Raw genomic sequence first — 18,755 nt, 5'->3', positions numbered from 1 at the left:
CTCTGATTATGGTCTGGGAGTTAAGGAAGACCATGCTGCGCTCTGCTGATCAAACAACGCGACCCCCGAAGGATAGGAGAGCGATAAGAAGAGATGCGTGCTGCTCTGTGGATCTGGCACCAGGTTCTCAAGGTTCCCCGCCACCTGCGGTAATGCTTTCCAGCTATACCCACCATCACTACTCTTATAGATCAAGCGTCCGGTCTTGCCATACACCATTTGGGGTTGTCCCGGAACTGCTGCCAGGCCGGTATAGTACACGTTCTTATCAACTAGCTTAAAGCTTTTGCCACCATCGTTCGAGGCAAAAATACCCTGGTCACCTGATGCATAGATAGTACTGTCGGGGCCACCCGTTGTCATGTTATACACGGATGAGCTAAAGCTGTTCACCACTGTCCAATGCGCGCCAGCATCGGTACTGCGCGCCACGCCATCATTGCTAAAAACCAATAGCTGCCCCGGCCGGGCAGGGAGCGGCAGGATGCCCAGGATACGGCCAAATGGCAATGAGCCTGGCGATGAAAAATGCTGACCACCATCCTGACTGACCAGCAAGCCATTAGCACCCCGGGTAGGGACGTAAGCATAAACCTCGTTGGCAGAACGATTACCGGCGGCAATAGTATACATCTTCCCCGTCTCGGTAACGCTTGACGCCATTTTCCAACTCACACCAGCATCCGAGCTTACGTATAAACCAACTCCACCAGATTGTGTGCTCAGGGAATGCTCTGCCAACACATAAATACGTTGTCGGTTGAGGAGACTGCTGGACAGAGACGAGGTCATCATATCATTAAGCGTCTTATCGGGACCAGACCACTGCTTGCCATCATCGATCGAGCGAAACAATCCATAATGGGTTGCAAGCACCAGCGTATGGTCAGGCAGGGCCAGCATAGCATGCACATGGTTCGCGGCGGTACCAAAACCATTGACCCTGGGAGCCGCTGTTGTCGTTGGGGATTGAGAAGTACTATCCATTGAGCCGCAGGCACTGACAAGTAGAGCCAGTAAACAAAGCAACAGCCAGGAATGGCGTGCAAGAACAGCTATGCCCCGCCGTTGCCAGACATCACAGTCCTGTCTGGCACAATCAAAACGATCCATAAAAACTCCTATTATCCTCACTTTTCATCAGAAGGGTGTGTTCATATCTACCGAACCCTGATGAAGAGTATCCTGTAACGTACGTACCTCGATACGCAATCCCCAATGCCCGGCCATATTCAGATCCCCGGATTGGCTGAAATGTCCCTTACCGTCAGGCAAGAGATTAATAGGAGGATTTGTGCCCATATCCATATCTAACATGGTGGCATATACGGTCACACCCACCTGGATATCCGGCTTTCCTTTACTATCCAATACACTGGCGGTAAATACATTGGTACCAAAGCGATTGGGAGAGACAGTTAACATGATCGTAAACTGTTTGTCTTTCGTTTGTACGGTGGCATGAAAGGGCCTGACCGCTACCGTCTGGGCTGCTGGAGCCTGATTAGCCGCCGCAGGTAATAGAGTACCGGCAAAGACATTCATCAAACCAGTACATACCAGGAGCGCAGCTCCCAGCACTGGCTCCCAGCGCAGAACCTGTTCCAGATGATGCGTTTGTCGGGTGACTTTGCCCTCTAAAAGCTTGGCATCTGGCATCGGCACCAGACGGGGGGTAGCAACTACCCCATCTTCATCCGCCACGTCTTCATCGGGATGAAGCAGGGTTGTGTATTGCTGCGAGATACGCTTCAGGCGCGGTCGCAAGATAAAAACATGATACGCACTGGTCGCTAACAATGCCAGTACCAGCAGCACTTTCACAGAGAGCGCTCGCCCGTAGGCTGTGGTCCATAACTGTGAAACCGCTTCCATATGCATGGTAGCATTCAAGGGACCGGAGATAGCCATAATGATGACGCCAGCAATCGCCAGCGGCGAGAAATGTCCCAGCGCGGTCAGTAATATACGCGGTCGCTCCGGTGGTACACTGGCACGCAGGATTGGCAAGTAGATCAAGGCCAGATAGAACATGCCACCAATCCAGAGCGAGGCCGCCAGGAGATGCAACCAGTCACTGAGGATCGCAAACACCTGAGCATTGCCACTCACGGCTGCGGCATGCCCCGAAAGCGTAATCGCAATCAATAAGGCCAGGGCCAGGATCAAATTGGCCCAGGACAAGACGCTTTCAATGATACGGGAGCGTTGACGCACCAGCAGGGTGTATAAGGCCAGTACCAGCGCTATCCCCAGTACGATCATGCGCATTGACCAGTATTCGCCAAAACGGCTGCCTGTTGCCAGACTCCGCAGGGTAGAGAATGCCAGCGCCTGTCCCAGTTGTCCATTCTCCACCGACAGGCCCTGACCAATCAGTACACCAACATTCACCAGCAGCAACACTACCAGAACAGGTAACGCAAACCAACGCCCAAAACGATCCGCCGCCCGCTGATCAGCCCGATGCTGTTCCGGATCACCATCTTCATGCAACTGCAGCACAAAAGCATGCCAGAGTTGAGCGCCAACCCAGAAGATCACTCCTAAATTGACCAGCGTGATCATGATCAGGCTAAAGAGTGTGGAACCATCTAGTTGTCCAGTGGAAGCTCCACCAGCAGCCGTATCGCCCAGCAAGCCTTGTCCAAGCACAGTGCTGCCATTATAGGTCGGCACAATGCCATCCGCTTGCGCGACGCTAAAGCGGAAAGAACTCTTAAGGACATGTCCATCGTCGGCGGATTGCGTACGCCAGACCACAACATAGACACCAGGAGAAAGGTTACCGGGCAGTGAGACAATCATCTCACGGGTATTAGCAGGTACCACATGCGCATCTTTGTTATCAATACGCTTATTGGCAACATTCACCACATCCGCAGTGCTGAAAGCGGGATTCAGATCTTCGCTAAACCACATGCTCACCTGCGTCGGAGCTGCGGTCAGCACTGAATCGCTGGCAGGATCTGATTTCAGCAAGATGGCATGAGCTTCAACTGGTAAAGCACTACAGAGTATAAAAAAGAACGCCAGAGGAAGAGCCAGGCAGAGCGTACGTCGGGAGATCAGTAAGCGGCAAAAATATCGCATCGAGCATACCCTATCTTATATGGCAATGAATATCAGAAAGTATTATGTGAAGTGACTGGCGCTCGCTATCACTATTTCAACTGGCTACGAAACCGGTCTTTCTTCTCTGCAATATTAGTATAGACTCACTCCAAAGGCTCGGTCGTATGAAAGTTTGTATATTGATGGTTTTGCGATGCCAATCATAATCTGGAAAATACATACGTTTGTCAAGCAGCCTCCCTGCATCAGGAAGATGCACTCCATCATTATTATAACGCAATACCGCCAGGAGCGATCTCTCTTTTTATTTTCCTACCCTGAGCAAGGCTATTCAGCTTTATGCATTATATTTCATGTATATTCGCTCCAGGCTTCAGAGCTTCTGAACGCTGCATTGAACAGCGACATTCAAAAGCGTCCTATGCTATAATAAAGGAGTATGAATGAGACAAACATACCAGACAACCTGACAGCCCTGGAAACCTTGCTCCAGGTGACCTTTAGTGATCGCACGTTGTTACGACGGGCGATTACTCATCATTCATGCTGTCCGGATACAGCCGTCCATGACTCATACGATACGCTTGAGTTCCTGGGGGATGCAATTATCAGCGCCCACGTTGTCGAATATATCTATCGCACCCATCCCGATGCGGCAGAAGGCGAGATGACAGCCTTAAAATCAGAGGTGGTCAGCCGCCGTATCCTTGCTCAGGTAGGACAACAGCTGGGTCTTTTCCCTTTTATCCACGTAGATATCGCAAATCTACGCACCTTTAATGAACGTTCACGCGATTCGCTCTGCGCAGATGTCCTGGAAGCCATCGTTGGGGCCATTCATATTGATCAGGGAACTGAGATCGCACGCAACTTTGTGATGCGAACGGTCTTTCCTATGATTGAATTGGTAAGTACTCATACACTCGATTCAAATCCCAAGGGGCGACTACAAAAAGTCATTCTACAGCGTACTGGCAATTTACCTCGGTACCGCGTGTTAGAACAGAGTGGGCGCCATAATGATCGTGTATTCCTGGTAGGGGTCTTCGACCATGATCAGTTACTTGGAACCGGGAAGGCATCCAGTATCAAAGAGGCTGGTCGTTTAGCCGCACGCGAAGCTCTACAGTTGCTGCAAAAGAAAGATAAACGTTTGTCAGCCAATGACACAACAGCATGATCTTTTGCGTTGGTATGAAGCCAACTTACCACCGCACGAACGGAAAATGCGCGGTCATTTCTCGACCCCACCCCGTCTGGTTGAGCAGATTCTCGATGCCTGCGGATATACGCCCGATAGGGATCTCTCGCAGATACGTGTCCTCGATCCTGCATGTGGTAGCGGCAACTTTTTAACCGGAGCCACTCAACGCTTGCTCACCTGGGGCCAACACAACAATCTTTCTGCCACGCGACAGGCCCGCAATCTGGAACGCAACCTCTGGGGCTTTGATCCCGATCCCATTGCCTGCACGCTCGCCGAGTTACAAATGCGTACAGCCTTCACCGAGCGCTATCCAAAAAGCAAAGCACTACAACGCCTGCATATTCATCAGGCGGATGGTCTGGCCTTTCGCTGGGAAAATCATGCCAATGTCGATCTTTTTCTGGCGAATCCTCCTTATCTGGCTGCCAAAAATAATGATCTCAGCGGCTATCGTACCACCCATCAACGCGGTCAGCTTGATAGTTATCTGTTATTTTTGAGCCTGGGCCTACAAATTGTACGCCCGCACGGTTGGATTGGATTAGTCTTGCCCGATCCAGTGCTTGCCCGCGCCAATGCTATGCGTGAACGACAACGGCTGCTTGAAGAGACCACGATCCATCATATCTGGCATCTTGCCGATGTGTTTGCTGCCTATGTCGGAGCTGTTGTGATTGTGGCACAAAAAACACCTCCACACCAACAACACCATATCTTCTGGGAACGGGCCCGCTGGTCAGAACGTCAAACGATACAAGCGGAAGTAGCAAAGAATATGCCTGCGATGGTATCGCGCACCGTTTCCCAGCATCTGCTGCGTAATCAACCAGGTACCGAACTGCGCTATTTATTAAGCACCATTGAAGGCACTTTACTTGAGCGCTTGCATAGACAATATTGTTCCCATATCTCCGGTAAACTGGTTTATCTGGGCGAATGTGTCTTTATCCGTCGCGGTGAAGAGCTGGGCAAGGACAGTTCCTTCCTGAGGACACAACCTCCGGAGTCGACAGAGCAAACCTGGTATCCTCTGCTCAGGGGTGGTATTGATATACGTCCCTATGGTATACCCGTAGCGAAATATTGGATCGAGCGGCAGCATATCATCAAACCACTGGAACGCTACCTCACACCCAAGCTCCTGCTGGTGAAAAGTGCCGGGCAACTAAAGGCAACCCTGGATCTGCAAGGATACGTGGTATTGCAAACACTCTATGTGCTCCATCTCAATCAATCCAATCTCAACCAGCAACAGACCGAGAAGCACAAATTCAGCCTGGAGGATGAGCTTTATTTCCTGCTGGCACTGCTCAACTCACGTCTCCTTCAGGAATATATTTATGTGCTATATACTGCTTACAAATGGGTCCAACCGCAAATCGAGCAGCATGTTCTGGCCCAATTGCCAATACCAATTCATGCACCAACCATTGAAAAGAGGCAGATTATTCAACGGGCCAGACAAATGATGCAGGCTTGCAGTCCATCCACGGCCGTTGTAGAATTGGACGTACAGAGATACGAACTGTACGAAGAGCAAGAACGAGCGATATCCTCACTTTACGAGGGAGCCTTACAGGAACGGCCGGGAATGCATGGTGCCTACCCGGACATTGATGAAGGAGTCAGTTTGTATGGTTGAAATGCAGATTACCCGCCCCATCCGTGTGTTGGTAGCGAAACCGGGACTTGATGGACATGATCGCGGCGCCAAGGTAATCGCCCGTGCCCTGCGAGACGCTGGCATGGAGGTCATCTACACCGGTATCCGGCAGACACCAGAGATGATCGTCGAGGCCGCGATTCAAGAGGATGTGGATGCAATCCTGCTCAGTATCCTCTCCGGTGCACATATGGCTCTCTTTCCAAAGATTATCAATCTCCTGAAACAAAATGAGATCAAGGATGTTTTGATAGCGGCTGGTGGCATTCTGCCCGATGAGGATATTCCTGCCATCAAAAGCATGGGTATCAAAGGCTGTTTTGGTCCAGGAACCTCAACCAGGGAGATCATCAGCTTTGTGCGTGAGAATATACAGGCCGAGCGCCTGAATGCTGAATTTAACACCACCCAGCAGTAGCCAGATCAGTAAGAGAATACAGGTGAAGTATCTTGAATAATCTCGTTGAACGCCTCCTCCAGGGAGATCGCCGCGCCCTCGCCCGTATGGTTACCTTGATCGAAAATGAGATGCCACAGGCCCATGATTATCTGGCAGAACTTCACCTCCATGCCGGTGATGCTCATATCATTGGTATCACCGGCTCACCGGGAGCGGGCAAAAGTACCCTTGTGACACGCATGGTACGCGAACTACGCCAGCAGGACTATAAGGTTGGCATCGTAGCTGTCGATCCTACCAGTCCATTCAGCGGAGGAGCCATCCTTGGTGATCGTATCCGCATGATGGAATTTTCGAGCGATCCCAATGTATTTATTCGCAGCATGGCAAGCCGTGGACATCTCGGTGGACTGGCAACCTCTACCCGCGATGTCGTTCGAGCCATGGATGCCGCAGGCTATAATCCTATTCTCATCGAGACGGTTGGCACGGGCCAGGCCGAGGTCGAGATTATGCGCACCGCCCAGACGGTTGTAGTCACAGTCGCGCCCGGCATGGGAGATGATATACAGGCCATCAAAGCTGGCATCCTCGAAATTGCCGACATCTTTGTTGTCAGCAAAGCCGACAAGCCAGGAGCCGACCAGACCGCCGCCGAACTCACCATGCTCCTGAATCTTGACTCCAACCGGCGTCAGGCCGCCTGGCGCATACCAGTACTCAAAACCTCCTCACTCAAAGAACAGGGCATTCCAGAACTCATCACAGCCATCCACAAACACTTCGCCATCCTCAAAGAGAGTGGTGCGCTGGATGAACGCATGCAACGCCAGACCCGGAGCGAAATCCAGAACCTTGTTATCCAGGCCGTCGTCACAGCGCTCCAGCGCGAACTGGCAGCCGACGAATGGCAGAACATCCTCGAAGAGGTTGCCCGACGTGAACGCGATCCCTACAGCGTCGCCAACGACCTGCGCACACGTCTGGGCCTGCTAAACAAAGATTAAGTACAACTACACTTGCTGCATATATTAATTTTTAAGGTTATTGCTATCTTTGATATAAGAGTCAATGTTGACACGCTCTAGTTGAGTGGCATCGATATCAGACTCGGGCTTGGCGCGCCAGAGTGGAAAAGGATTCTCATTGCCATCTTCATCCAGAACATTATCAAAATGCAGTAAGCAATCCCCCAGCTCTGGATTAAAGCTAAGTTCAAAATCGCGGAAATAGAGATCATACGTATCCCCGGCTTTTATATTAACCATAGCAGACAACCACGAACCGGCCTTGACCTTCTTACGCAGCGCCTCAGGAAGCAATACCAGCGGTAAACGAACGCCTATATATTGGCTGAATTCTTCTACCGTCACATCCATATATTTTTTATCTTCAATCCCTTCAACCTGCATCACAACACGTTTAGGTATGCGTTCCTCAGAAAATTGTCCTTGTAGTTCACGCACACATAGATCTAGAGCTTCCTTTAAAGGATAAGAATCACGAAAGACGGATACATCAAATGCCACCGGCACTTTGTCACGCCAGCGACGAATAGTAGAATGCTGATCAATATCTAAAAAGCGTGTGATCAAAACGGCAGGGAAACCATCGTCATAGAGCTTTGCAACCAGTTCAGCGCCATAGAAAAGCGGTTCTTCATAGGTGCCCAGGCGATGTACACAAATCAGAGCCTGAGCATGCGCCTTCACAAAGTCCATCACCTCTGGAAGAGTACGCAACTCATCAGGTACGCGAACACCTTTACAACCAGTACCACTTAACACCCAGGGAGGCAACCACATCTCGGGGCCATCATCTACATTTTCCAAAATCGCAATCTTCTTGATTTTGTAAGACGGCAAATTGTTTGTATCTTCCACAGCAACCAACCTCCTAGCACTTAGCAAACACTACAAAACAGCATCTTCTATAGTATATATACCACTCACGTCTGTCAAACAGGAAAAGATTTTGCAGCAATTTTGGGCACTTTCAGCATCATGAAAATATTGTCATAAACTCAAGCACAAATACCCCGCTTTTAGATCATTTGCTGATTGACAAGCCAAATTCATAAGCACTATACTGATTTATATATAAAAATTTTTTATACTATTTAAGATTATGTAAAGCTATTGGAGGAAGTTAATGTCTGCGCTTAACTGGGAAAATGATAAAGCAGAAAAATTACTTCCATCCCAATGCTCCATGGCTTGTCAGCAGGGCCATGGAATGCAATAATGTGGTGACAGGACTGGCGCAGATCGTCATAGTAGCTGAGTCAGATACCAAAGGTGGAACATGGGATGGTGCCAACGGAGCCTTAAAACAAGGTCGTGAGGTATATGTGCGTCAGCCAACCACTGAGCAAACATTGTCGAGCAACCAACTGCTATTGAATAATGGCTGTACTCCTTTATCCTGGCCCACGAGCAATCTAGAGGACCTCTTAGCTCCTATCATCCATAAAAGTCAGATTGTACAAGAAAAACAGCAACAAGCCAGTGTAAAACCTGATCAACTTTCATTGCTCGCCATTACCAATGAATAAAGTGCTGATGGGAGATTTTGTTTGACGACAACTACGACGACTATCATTGATCAGCGGGGCCGCGATCTCGCGATCTTTCCTCCTACTGATTTACAAACGGCTTCGCGTGCGGAGCTGCTTAATACGCTCTTTGGCCGTTATCTGGCTGCTGAGATTAAAGATAAGATGGAGTTGGATACACGGTCGCATTTCTTGCGCACCTTGCCAATTCATTTTAGTGCCGTAAAACTGGCTTTAGAACGGCAACACATCTCTTTCAGGGTGGCCTTCGATGAACAGCCATATCTTCCTTTTCAGACGACATTGGCGATGGATGCCCGTCCTTATCAACAGGAGGCTCTGGCAGGCTGGCTGGGCGCGCAAAAGCGTGGAGTGGTTGTTCTGCCCACAGGCGCGGGTAAGACGTTTGTAGCGGCTCTAGCAATCCATAACGCAGGTCTCTGGGCGCTGGCGGTGGTGCCAACGATTGATCTGCTCCAGCAGTGGCGCGTGGCTCTGGCTGCGGCACTCTCTCTTCCCACTGAAGAGATCGGGATGTTTGGTGGCGGCGAAAAAGATTTGAAGCCGATTACAATTATTACCTATGACTCGGCCGCACTTTATCCTCGTGAGCTCCGGCAGTTTGGCTTGCTGATCTTTGATGAGTGCCATCACTTGCCCGCACCTACCTATCGCTTGATTGCGGAAAGCGCGTTTACCCCCTTACGGTTGGGACTCAGCGCAACACCTGAACGCAGCGATATGGCGCATATCGAATTAGAGGAGTTAATTGGACCGGAGGTGTATCGGCGCTCGCCCGCCGAGTTGACTGAAGGACGCTTTCTAGCACAGTATGAGGAACAGTGTATCAATATCGATCTTGGTCCCGAAGCGCAGGAACAGTACGCGGAACAGCGCCGCATCTATCGAGCTTTTTTACAGAAACGCCATATCATTATTCGTAGTCCCGAGGATTTTCAGCAGAAAGTCATCTATATGAGCGCCCGAGATCCCGAGGCGCGTACGGCAATGCTGGCCTGGCGTGAAGCACGTAATATCGCGATGAATGCACCGGCAAAATACAGTGAGATTGAGCGCTTACTCAATCTCCATCACGATGATCAGGTGATCCTCTTCTCTGAATATAATTATGTGGTGGATGAAATCAGCCGCCGCTTCTGTATTCCCAGCATTACCTATAAAACACCTGCCGAAGAGCGGCGCACGATCCTGGAACGTTTCCGCAGTGGTGGCTATAGCAAGTTAGTCACGGGCCGCGTCCTCAATGAAGGCGTCGATGTGCCCGATTGCCGTGTCGCAATTATTGTCAGCGGCAACAGTACCAAACGAGAGTATATTCAAAGACTGGGACGCATCTTACGTCCCAAAACCAGTAAGGCCATGCTCTATGAGCTGGTCAGTACTGGCACCACCGAGGAAGCAATCTCCCAGCGCAGGCGCTAATACAACCTAATACAAAAGCAACCGCCTCCCCGACAATAAATTCGGAGAGGCGGTTGCTTTTTAGCACAAAACTGTGGGGATCGCTCCCTTCCAGCCTATTGGAAGACATCTTTCGTTTTCTCGAAGAGATCGCGGAAGATATTTTTATCGTTATGTTCGTTTTGTTCGGCTTCAATACGTGCGAATTCTTCCAGCAGGTGGCGTTGCTCAGTGGTCAGATTGGTTGGTGTGACCACGTTGACCGACACATGCTGATCGCCACGCGCACTGCTATGCACGACCGGGACACCCATACCTTTGAGGCGGAATGAACGACCACTCTGCGTACCAGCAGGGATCTTCAGGGTCGTCGTCTTGCCATCAACGGTTGGGACTTCGACCTCATCACCTAACGCAGCCTGCGTAAAGCTGATGGGCAGCTCATAAATGATATCGTTCCCTTGCCGTTTGAAGAACTCATGCGATTTCACGGTTAATACGACATAGAGGTTACCAGGAGTGCCACCACGTGCACTGACCTCACCCTCGCCAGTCACACGGACATTAATACCGTCATCCACGCCAGCAGGGATATTCACGACAACGCGGCGGTTGTTACGCACGCGACCCTGACCACGGCACTTCTCACAGGGAGTGGTAATAATGCGGCCTTCGCCACGGCAGCGCTCACACATCGTTACATTGACGAACTGACCAAAGATGGATTGCTGTACCCGGCGGATTTCACCAGAACCCTGGCAGGACGGACAACGCTGGGTAGATGTCCCGGGCTGCGCACCGTTACCACGACAGGTGGAACAAGTTTCCCAGCGCGGAAGCTCTATTTCCTTCTGGCAGCCAAAGACGGCTTCTTCAAACGTAATCGTCAATTCATAACGAAGGTCGGCACCACGCTGGGGTCCAGAACGGCGTTGCGAGCCATTTGAACCTGAGAAGAATGTTTCAAAAATGTCATTGAGGTTGCTGAACCCGCCAGCACCAAAATCGAAGTTTGAGGCACCAGCACCCGCACCCGCGCCATTCACACCTGCATGACCATAGCGGTCATAAGCGGAGCGCTTCTGCTGATCGCTTATTACTTCATAGGCTTCATTGATCTCGATAAAGCGGGCTTCCGCTCCCTGCTCTTTATTTGCATCCGGGTGATATTGCTTTGCCAGCCGACGAAAAGCTTTTTTAATCTCGTCGTCAGTCGCGTTACGCGATACCCCCAGCACCTCATAATAATCTCTTTTATTTGCGGCCATTTGCTGGTCCTTTACCCTCAGAAACAGGGCGCGAACGGATCCGCGCTACTGGATGAAAAAACGTCTCTACTCTAATTCGTATAGGTGTTCATATGTTTTGTGCGCTTATCAAGGTACGGATCACTGGTCGATACTAGAGCAGCGTGACTATGCATACCAATCATCGTTCCATTCAATCTTATAGTAAAAACCTGCTATAGTAGACACATGTGGCGCTGTTTTTGCACACAATTAGCCATTTACTAAGCATACATCATTGCACAAAACATAATCAACTGGTATAGCCCAAGTAGCTTTCCAATTCTCTTTTTACCACCCGCGGCGGGGAGAAAGTGGGAACACCCCAGTGCTGCTGTGCCAAATACAGGAATGAGAGGGTAACAACAATGCTACCCCCTCAAACAGAGGAGCTATTCTAAAAGCGGTGTAACCACAATGCAGCTAGCATAGGCCCCTCTTCAGTCAACTACATTTCTTTGTATTCGCCTTCGATGGTGTCATCGCTAGGACGAGCCTGACCCTCATCAGCGCCGGGCTGCTCGCCATCAGTGAATCCTGTGCCATCAGCACCAGGCTGTCCGGCCTGACCGTACATTGACTGGCTGATCTTGAAGAAGGCCTGCTCAAGCTCCTCACGGGAGGACTTGATGCGGGCAACATCGTCAGTTGAGAGAGCAGTACGTACATCGGCGATTTTGCCTTCGAGCTCGCTTTTCTGCTCAGCCGAGATCTTATCACCGATTTCAGAGAGGCTCTTCTCCGAACGATAGGCTGCGCTATCGGCCAGGTTGCGCTCCTCAACCTCTTCTTTACGCTGCTTATCTTCAGCGGAGTGAGATTCAGCATCGTGGACCATCTTGTCAATCTGATCCTTGGAGAGACCACTGGAAGCCATGATTGTGATCTTCTGCTCACGGCCAGTGCCCTTATCTTTGGCCGATACGTTTACGATACCATTGGCATCGATATCGAAGATAACCTCAATCTGTGGCACACCGCGTGGGGCAGGTGGAATACCATCCAGAATAAAGCTACCCAACGAGCGGTTATCTTTCGCGAACTCGCGCTCACCCTGCAGGATATTGATCTCCACGCTGGGCTGGCTATCGCTGGCGGTTGAGAAGACCTGACTCTTCTGAGTTGGGATCGTGGTATTGCGCTCGATCAAGCGGGTGAAAACACCACCCAGGGTCTCAATACCCAGGGAGAGAGGGGTCACGTCGAGCAGCAGGACGTCTTTGACGTCGCCAGTCAACACACCTGCCTGAATGGCCGCACCGATCGCCACAACCTCATCCGGGTTTACACCACGGTTGGGCTCGCGATCAAAGAGACGGCGTACCAGGGTCTGCACAGCTGGCATACGAGTCTGTCCACCAACCAGGACAACCTCATCAATGTCGCCAGGGCGTACACCTGCATCCGCAAGAGCTTTGGTGACAGGAATGCGCGATTTCTCGACCAGATCCTCAACCAACTGCTCCAATTTCGAGCGCGAGAGTGTGATTGCCAGGTGCTTTGGACCACTGGCATCAGCGGTGATGAAGGGCAGATTGATCTCTGTCTGCATTGAGCTAGACAGCTCTTTTTTCGCTTTCTCAGCGGCCTCTTTCAAACGCTGGAGAGCCATACGATCCTGACGCAGATCGATGCCCTGCTCCTTGCGGAACTCATCGGCCAACCAGGTAATAATGCGCTGGTCGAAGTCATCACCACCCAGGTGGGTATCACCATTGGTGCTCTTTACTTCGAATACGCCATCACCCAACTCCAGGATAGAAACGTCGAATGTACCACCACCCAGGTCATAGACCGAGATACGCTCGTCTTTCTTCTTATCCAGACCATAGGCCAGAGAAGCGGCTGTAGGCTCGTTGATAATACGTAGCACTTCCAGACCAGCAATCTTACCGGCATCGCGAGTCGCCTGACGCTGTGCATCGTTAAAGTAGGCAGGAACAGTGATCACAGCCTGTGACACACGCTCACCCAGATATGCTTCCGCGTCATTTTTCAATTTCTGCAAGATCATAGCGGAGACTTCAGGTGGGCTATACTGCTTGCCCTGTACCTCAACCCAGGCATCACCATTGCTGGCACGCACCACGCGATATGGCATCAAGCGTTTGTCGCGATCAACTTCAGGATCTTCAAATTTGCGGCCCATAAAACGTTTAATTGAAGAAACAGTATTTTCAGGATTAGTAATAGCCTGGCGCTTCGCCACTTCGCCAACCAGGCGCTCGCCACTTTTATTAATAGCTACAATAGATGGTGTTGTACGTGCGCCTTCGGCGTTGGGAATAACAACAGGCTCGCCGCCCTCCATCACCGCTACACACGAGTTCGTCGTTCCTAAATCGATTCCAATAACTTTTGGCACAGTTGCCTCCTAAAAAATCTATATCTATGTACTACTTGCTACCTGAGTTATGACTCAAATCCATAAACATCAGCCAGTAATTCGTCCATCACCTGAGCCATATAGCGGACAACAGCGATGGCACGACCATATTGCATACGGGTAGGACCAATTATACCTAACATACCACCAACCTTACCAGGCTGCCCATAGCGCGCCAGGACCATACTGACATCTTTCATTTCATCCCAGCGGTTCTCGCCACCGATGATTACCTGTACCCCGTCTGAGGACGGCAAGTGAGATGCCAGAGCGGGCAAAATGCGCTTCTGCTCCAGGTCATCCATTACCTTCTGGAGGCGCTTATGCTCAAGCGCTTCAATCATCTTACGAACGCGCTCTGCACGCTCTTCTTCAGGCGTCAGACGTTGCGCGGATGATCCACCAGCAGTAGGATCAAGAATATTGACAATATTTTCGCCAAAGAAGACATCACCTTGCATGTCGCCATTCTGCTCCAGGATACGAACAATTCCATTTGAAATAATCCGTTCCACCGGGGCGGGCTCATACGTCACCAGAAAAGCATTAATCTCAGCGGCAGTTTTGCCGAGGAATAATGGATTTAAGCGAGCGGCAATTGTACTCAGTTCTTCTTGATGGGTTGGTTTCTCTAAGAGTAAGCGTTGCTGCTGAATCGACCCATCCATCAAAACCAGTACCAGATGCACCGAAAGATCGGTCACTGCGAGCACTTCAAAATGCTTGAAGCGCCCCTCACTGGAGCGAGGCGGGGTCATGACCGCCGCACTATGTAATAGACGCGCCATCACTGAAGCGGTCAAGCGCACCCATTGATCCAGCTGATCCTGTACTTGATAGAACATATGCCGAATCAGACGCTGCTCATCGAGCGAGAGTGCTGACTCTTGCATGAGATGTTCGACAAAGTAGCGATAGCCAAGGTCGGTAGGTACACGACCAGCAGAGGTATGTGGCTGGTTGATCAAATCCGCTTCTTCGAGTCCTGCTAATTCATGACGTACAGTGGCAGAACTAAAAGGGAGCGTGAATTTGCGTACTAACGTCTCAGACGCAACCGGAGTCGCGTTGTGAATGTATTCTTCAACCAGCGCACGCAAGATCTGCTGTTTGCGTGGGCTTAAAGGTGTCATGTACGTGCTTCCCTCGATTGTCTTGCTGTACCTCCCCGGCATATTGAACAGAGAACTGATGGTATGGCCGTCTGTTTATCGATATGCTCGGATGATACAACATCTGTCAACTACGATTGCTAGCACTCTCTTGTCGAGACTGCAAGTACAGAATAGCACTCTCCCCGGTCGATTGTCAAGTCTTGATAGCTGTAAAAATGAGGAGTCGCGCAGGTGTGATAAAAATGAGACGAGTAATGCGAGCCAGCCCTCAAAATGCATCCAATGGACACGTTCGACAATACGTGTTTGCAGACAAAGAAAAGCAATGCAGCTGTGTAAAAACACTGACGCATTGCTTTTCTTTTATCTGTACTCTGACGAAAAATGAAAGGCAGAGGTGAAGAAACAGAAACTTGCTGCTTCAGTCTTAACCCGTCTTTTTCCCTCCTCCCGGCCTGGTCGGTATCGTCGGAGTTGTGTACCATGAATGATAGGTTGCACTTGCATTGTAACCAGATTGCTGTGGTGCTTTTCCATCCAACATATAATCGGTCACACCGCTACCTTGCAGTCCATTGATCAATGATGTTGTTTGTTTGCTTACACCACCCGGAATGGAGAATATTCGCGTGGGATTAGCCGAGAAGCGAAAGTTGTAATTGGGTCCACAGGGGATTTGATCTGGACGCACAGAATTATCAGCGAGAGTAGTACTACACCATCCCAGTGTTCTCTCCATGACGCTATGCCAGATCGGTGCAGCACCAGTAATACCAACGATGTTGTTCATCGCTTCATTGTTCGCGTTACCAACCCAAACTCCAACCACCACATCAGGAGTATAACCAATTGTCAGGTTGTCTTTAAAACTATCTGTGGTACCTGTTTTAGCGGCAACCTGAAGTGAACATGCTGCGACATAAGCACAGTTTTGATCTCGATCATAAAATGACAGGTCATGGTCACTTTCAAATTCAAAGGCGCGGGATGGCTCATCAGATAGCACAGAGGTCATCATATATGAGGTTTGTGGCGAGAAGACCTGTGAACCCTGCACATGGTTTTCATCGTAATGGTAGAAGTTATGGCCCTGATTATCATAAATGTCCAGCACACCTTGATAATGTACATAGCTACCAGCATTTGCCAGGGTTTGATAGGCATTGACCATTTGAATCAAGGGCACATTTTGCGCACCCAGACCCCAGGCCATACCATTATTCTGTAAAGTCGTGATACCCAGACGTTTCGCGGTATTCAGAACATTATTTGTGCCAACATACTGCATTGCACGCATCGCGCCTACGTTGAGAGAGTTAGCTGTAGCCAGTCGCAGTGTTCCTCCAATCTGACTCTTATGATAAGTATTACCATAATCAGGCGGAATATACACATTATTAGCAACAGAGGCTCCATCCTTGGCAGGATCGTCAGTCAGGCTGACAGGTGTTCCTGCGGGAGCACCATTGGGGAAAGCTGTTTCCTGGTCAGGCACCACCATACCAGGATACCAGCCCATCTGAAAGGCTGTAGAATATTCAATCGGCTTAAAGGTTGAACCAGGAGATCGTCCTGTATCCCCATTTGGTGGTGCGGCTACATTATAAGAGCCACCCACTTTGATACTACTGTCATTAAAATTTGCACTGCCAACCATGGCAAGCACTTCACCATTCTTGGAATCCATCACTACTGCTGCCGCATCATTTACATTATTGTCAGTGCTCAATGTAGCGTAATGCGCCGGTGCTGGGAACTGTTGCCATTCTTGTTGATCCAGATGGCGTGTAATAGCACGTTGAACATATTCGTCCAGGTTGACGTCAATCGTGGTGCGGATATTATAGCCACCGGTCAGGAAATTATACGCGCCCTGGCTGCCACCACCCAGCGCTTGCTCCATTTGGGTAATGATCCATTCCACAAAATGCGGAGCGCGTTCATTGCGCAGGTAGGGCTTAAAGGTCTGTTTGGCGGTCCAGGTCTCGGCCTGATGGGCCATATCAGCCGTAATCGGTTTGCCATCGACCGACATGCCCTGTTGAATCATGGCTTGTAAGACCAGTTTCTGGCGTTCCAGGCCACGCTGCCGATTCTTTTCACTCAGGGTAGGATCAGTATAGGTTGGTCCATTAGGCTGTGCGGCCAGGAAAGAGGCACGGGCCAAACCTAGAATAGAATCATTCTTTTTGGTCCGCGCATTATATTCAAGCTGCGAAATGCCCGGAATACACTTCGTATTAGTCTTACCACAGTCCAGTTTCAATCCGAAATAATCTTCGGCTGCAATCTCAACACCCCAGGTGGAAGATCCAAAGGGGGCAACATTGAAGTAGATCTCTAAGATTTTTTGCTTGGGATATTGCTGGGTCATCCCAATCGCCATCGCAGCTTCCGTTAATTTACGGGTATACGTGGGATCGGAGTTATGCGTTAAATTTTTGATCACCTGTTGCGTCAGGGTACTACCACCACCACTGCTGCCTGCCGCACGCACAATCGCCAGCGGATCAATACCAGGATCGGTCCAGAAGTTTTTATCCTCAATCGCGACCATAGCATCTTGCATGACCTTGGGAATCTCATCAAAAGTGACGGTGACACGGCGACCACTATAAGCAGAGGTCGAATTATCATAAGCATCAAAGAGCAGGACCCCATTGCGATCATAGATACGCGTGTTTTGCGCAATTGTCTGGCTGGCTGAGGCTTGCATCTTAGGTTGCTGCTGCTGATAATAGCTATAGCCGTAAGCGCTACCGCCAAAGGAGGCCAGCACTAATAAGACTGCCAACGTGGCGAGGGTAATCACAATCACGCGGTTAGGTCCACCGCGCATGCTCATGCGCCGTTGACGCTTGCGCTGATACAGGCGTAGTACCTTCGAACGTTTCCAGGGCTGCGTGGGCTGGGGGGTGGCCTCAACAAAACCAGGCTGCGCGCTATAAGGACGATAAACATCCATATAAGGAGCAGGAGGCTGAGGTGCGTGACCACTCAGCGCATTCATCTTCCCCGACCATTGGCGCATCCTATCAACCGTACCAGATAACAGGCCACTACGCCGCTGATTACCAGCCGGAGCCATCGAAGCCGCAGCATAAGGCTGGGATGGCGGGGGAGAGGCCCAGGATTGTCCAGTACCCGCTGGCGCTGACTGACGCGGTCCTCCAGGGGCTTGAGCATTGGGATACCCTTGCGGCTGAGGAGCCTGTGATCCTTTCTGTGGCACACTTCCCTGCAGCCCGGCCTGAGAAGACTGATGATAGCCTCCTCCTAATAAGCCTTTGCGCTGTGGCTGTGATCCAGCCGCAGGAGAGGCTTGTTGTGGTCCCCCTGGCGCTGGTGACTGCTCTTGCTGCGATTTATAATTCCGTAACAAGCCCCCGGTTTTTGGTGGGGAATTATTGTCTGATTGTTGATTATTATCACTCATACATGATCCTCATGTTAGTTTCATGGGAGGTTTCTCTCTGCCCGCATGCCTGTACCATCCCACATCTAACAATAAATAATGGTCGCTCCCTTCCTCATCACCTGGCATGTCAGGAAAAGTACCTCATATTGGCATCCGTCTATTCATAGATAGAACGGAATGTTTTGATTGATTTTGGGAGACGCCAGCCATCATATATTGCCCCCTTGCC

Annotated in this window: 13 protein-coding genes; 6 read left to right on the top strand and 7 right to left on the bottom strand. The window is 50.3% G+C overall.

Translation table 11 applies throughout. From position 1 onward, the window contains the following. Positions 1-6 precede the first annotated feature (6 nt). Both F1593_RS00775 and F1593_RS30195 read right to left on the bottom strand, forming a co-directional pair. Positions 7-1,113, bottom strand: a complete 1,107-nt coding sequence (locus F1593_RS00775; RefSeq protein ID WP_149399312.1) for a sialidase family protein — start codon at positions 1,111-1,113, stop codon at positions 7-9. Positions 1,114-1,140: 27 nt separating this feature from the next. Further along, complete coding sequence (locus F1593_RS30195) at positions 1,141-3,093, bottom strand: copper resistance CopC/CopD family protein (RefSeq protein WP_149399310.1); 1,953 nt, start codon at positions 3,091-3,093, stop codon at positions 1,141-1,143. A 421-nt stretch (positions 3,094-3,514) separates the two neighbouring features. On the opposite strand from F1593_RS30195, the gene rnc reads away from it, so the two are divergent. Genes rnc through meaB form a run of 4 tightly spaced genes read left to right on the top strand, consistent with a single transcriptional unit; the run spans position 3,515 to position 7,352 of the window. Beyond that, a complete protein-coding gene (gene rnc, locus F1593_RS00765) occupies positions 3,515-4,255 on the top strand; it encodes a ribonuclease III (protein ID WP_149399307.1) in 741 nt (246 codons plus the stop codon). Continuing rightward, positions 4,239-5,924: an N-6 DNA methylase family protein gene (locus F1593_RS00760; protein WP_149399305.1), complete on the top strand. Its 1,686-nt coding sequence runs from the start codon at positions 4,239-4,241 to the stop codon at positions 5,922-5,924. Before rnc ends, F1593_RS00760 begins: the two co-directional genes overlap by 17 nt. A 1-nt stretch (position 5,925) precedes the next feature. Beyond that, positions 5,926-6,363 carry a cobalamin B12-binding domain-containing protein gene (locus F1593_RS00755; protein WP_149399482.1) on the top strand — a complete coding sequence of 146 codons (438 nt, stop codon included), beginning with the start codon at positions 5,926-5,928 and terminating at the stop codon, positions 6,361-6,363. 32 nt (positions 6,364-6,395) lie between these two features. Next, positions 6,396-7,352 carry a methylmalonyl Co-A mutase-associated GTPase MeaB gene (gene meaB / locus F1593_RS00750; protein ID WP_149399303.1) on the top strand — a complete coding sequence of 319 codons (957 nt, stop codon included), beginning with the start codon at positions 6,396-6,398 and terminating at the stop codon, positions 7,350-7,352. 24 nt (positions 7,353-7,376) lie between these two features. Here meaB and F1593_RS00745 read toward each other — a convergent pair whose 3' ends face one another. Further along, positions 7,377-8,228, bottom strand: a complete 852-nt coding sequence (locus F1593_RS00745; RefSeq protein ID WP_216368737.1) for a hypothetical protein — start codon at positions 8,226-8,228, stop codon at positions 7,377-7,379. A 290-nt stretch (positions 8,229-8,518) separates the two neighbouring features. Here F1593_RS00745 and F1593_RS00740 point away from each other — a divergent pair, with 290 nt between their 5' ends. Next, positions 8,519-8,899, top strand: coding sequence for a DNA-processing protein DprA (locus F1593_RS00740; protein ID WP_149399299.1), 381 nt, complete (start codon positions 8,519-8,521; stop codon positions 8,897-8,899). Positions 8,900-8,920: 21 nt separating this feature from the next. Beyond that, a complete protein-coding gene (locus F1593_RS00735) occupies positions 8,921-10,342 on the top strand; it encodes a DEAD/DEAH box helicase (protein WP_235932454.1) in 1,422 nt (473 codons plus the stop codon). 95 nt (positions 10,343-10,437) lie between these two features. Here F1593_RS00735 and dnaJ read toward each other — a convergent pair whose 3' ends face one another. The 4 genes from dnaJ to F1593_RS00715 all read right to left on the bottom strand — a co-directional run bounded on the left by dnaJ (position 10,438) and on the right by F1593_RS00715 (position 18,544). Next, the gene (dnaJ, locus tag F1593_RS00730; protein WP_149399297.1) at positions 10,438-11,589 is read right to left on the bottom strand and encodes a molecular chaperone DnaJ; all 1,152 of its coding nucleotides are present in this window, start codon (positions 11,587-11,589) and stop codon (positions 10,438-10,440) included. A 466-nt stretch (positions 11,590-12,055) separates the two neighbouring features. Next, positions 12,056-13,972, bottom strand: a complete 1,917-nt coding sequence (gene dnaK, locus F1593_RS00725; protein ID WP_149399295.1) for a molecular chaperone DnaK — start codon at positions 13,970-13,972, stop codon at positions 12,056-12,058. A gap of 47 nt (positions 13,973-14,019) precedes the next feature. After that, positions 14,020-15,126: a heat-inducible transcriptional repressor HrcA gene (gene hrcA, locus F1593_RS00720; RefSeq protein WP_172631763.1), complete on the bottom strand. Its 1,107-nt coding sequence runs from the start codon at positions 15,124-15,126 to the stop codon at positions 14,020-14,022. 409 nt (positions 15,127-15,535) lie between these two features. Further along, a complete protein-coding gene (locus F1593_RS00715; RefSeq protein WP_149399291.1) occupies positions 15,536-18,544 on the bottom strand; it encodes a transglycosylase domain-containing protein in 3,009 nt (1,002 codons plus the stop codon). Positions 18,545-18,755 lie beyond the last annotated feature (211 nt).

The sequence above is a fragment of the Dictyobacter arantiisoli genome, assembly GCF_008326305.1.
Taxonomy (GTDB): Bacteria; Chloroflexota; Ktedonobacteria; order Ktedonobacterales; family Ktedonobacteraceae; genus Dictyobacter; species Dictyobacter arantiisoli.
Note: the sequence above shows the minus strand (reverse complement) of the source record. Positions and strands in the feature narration are given on the sequence as shown.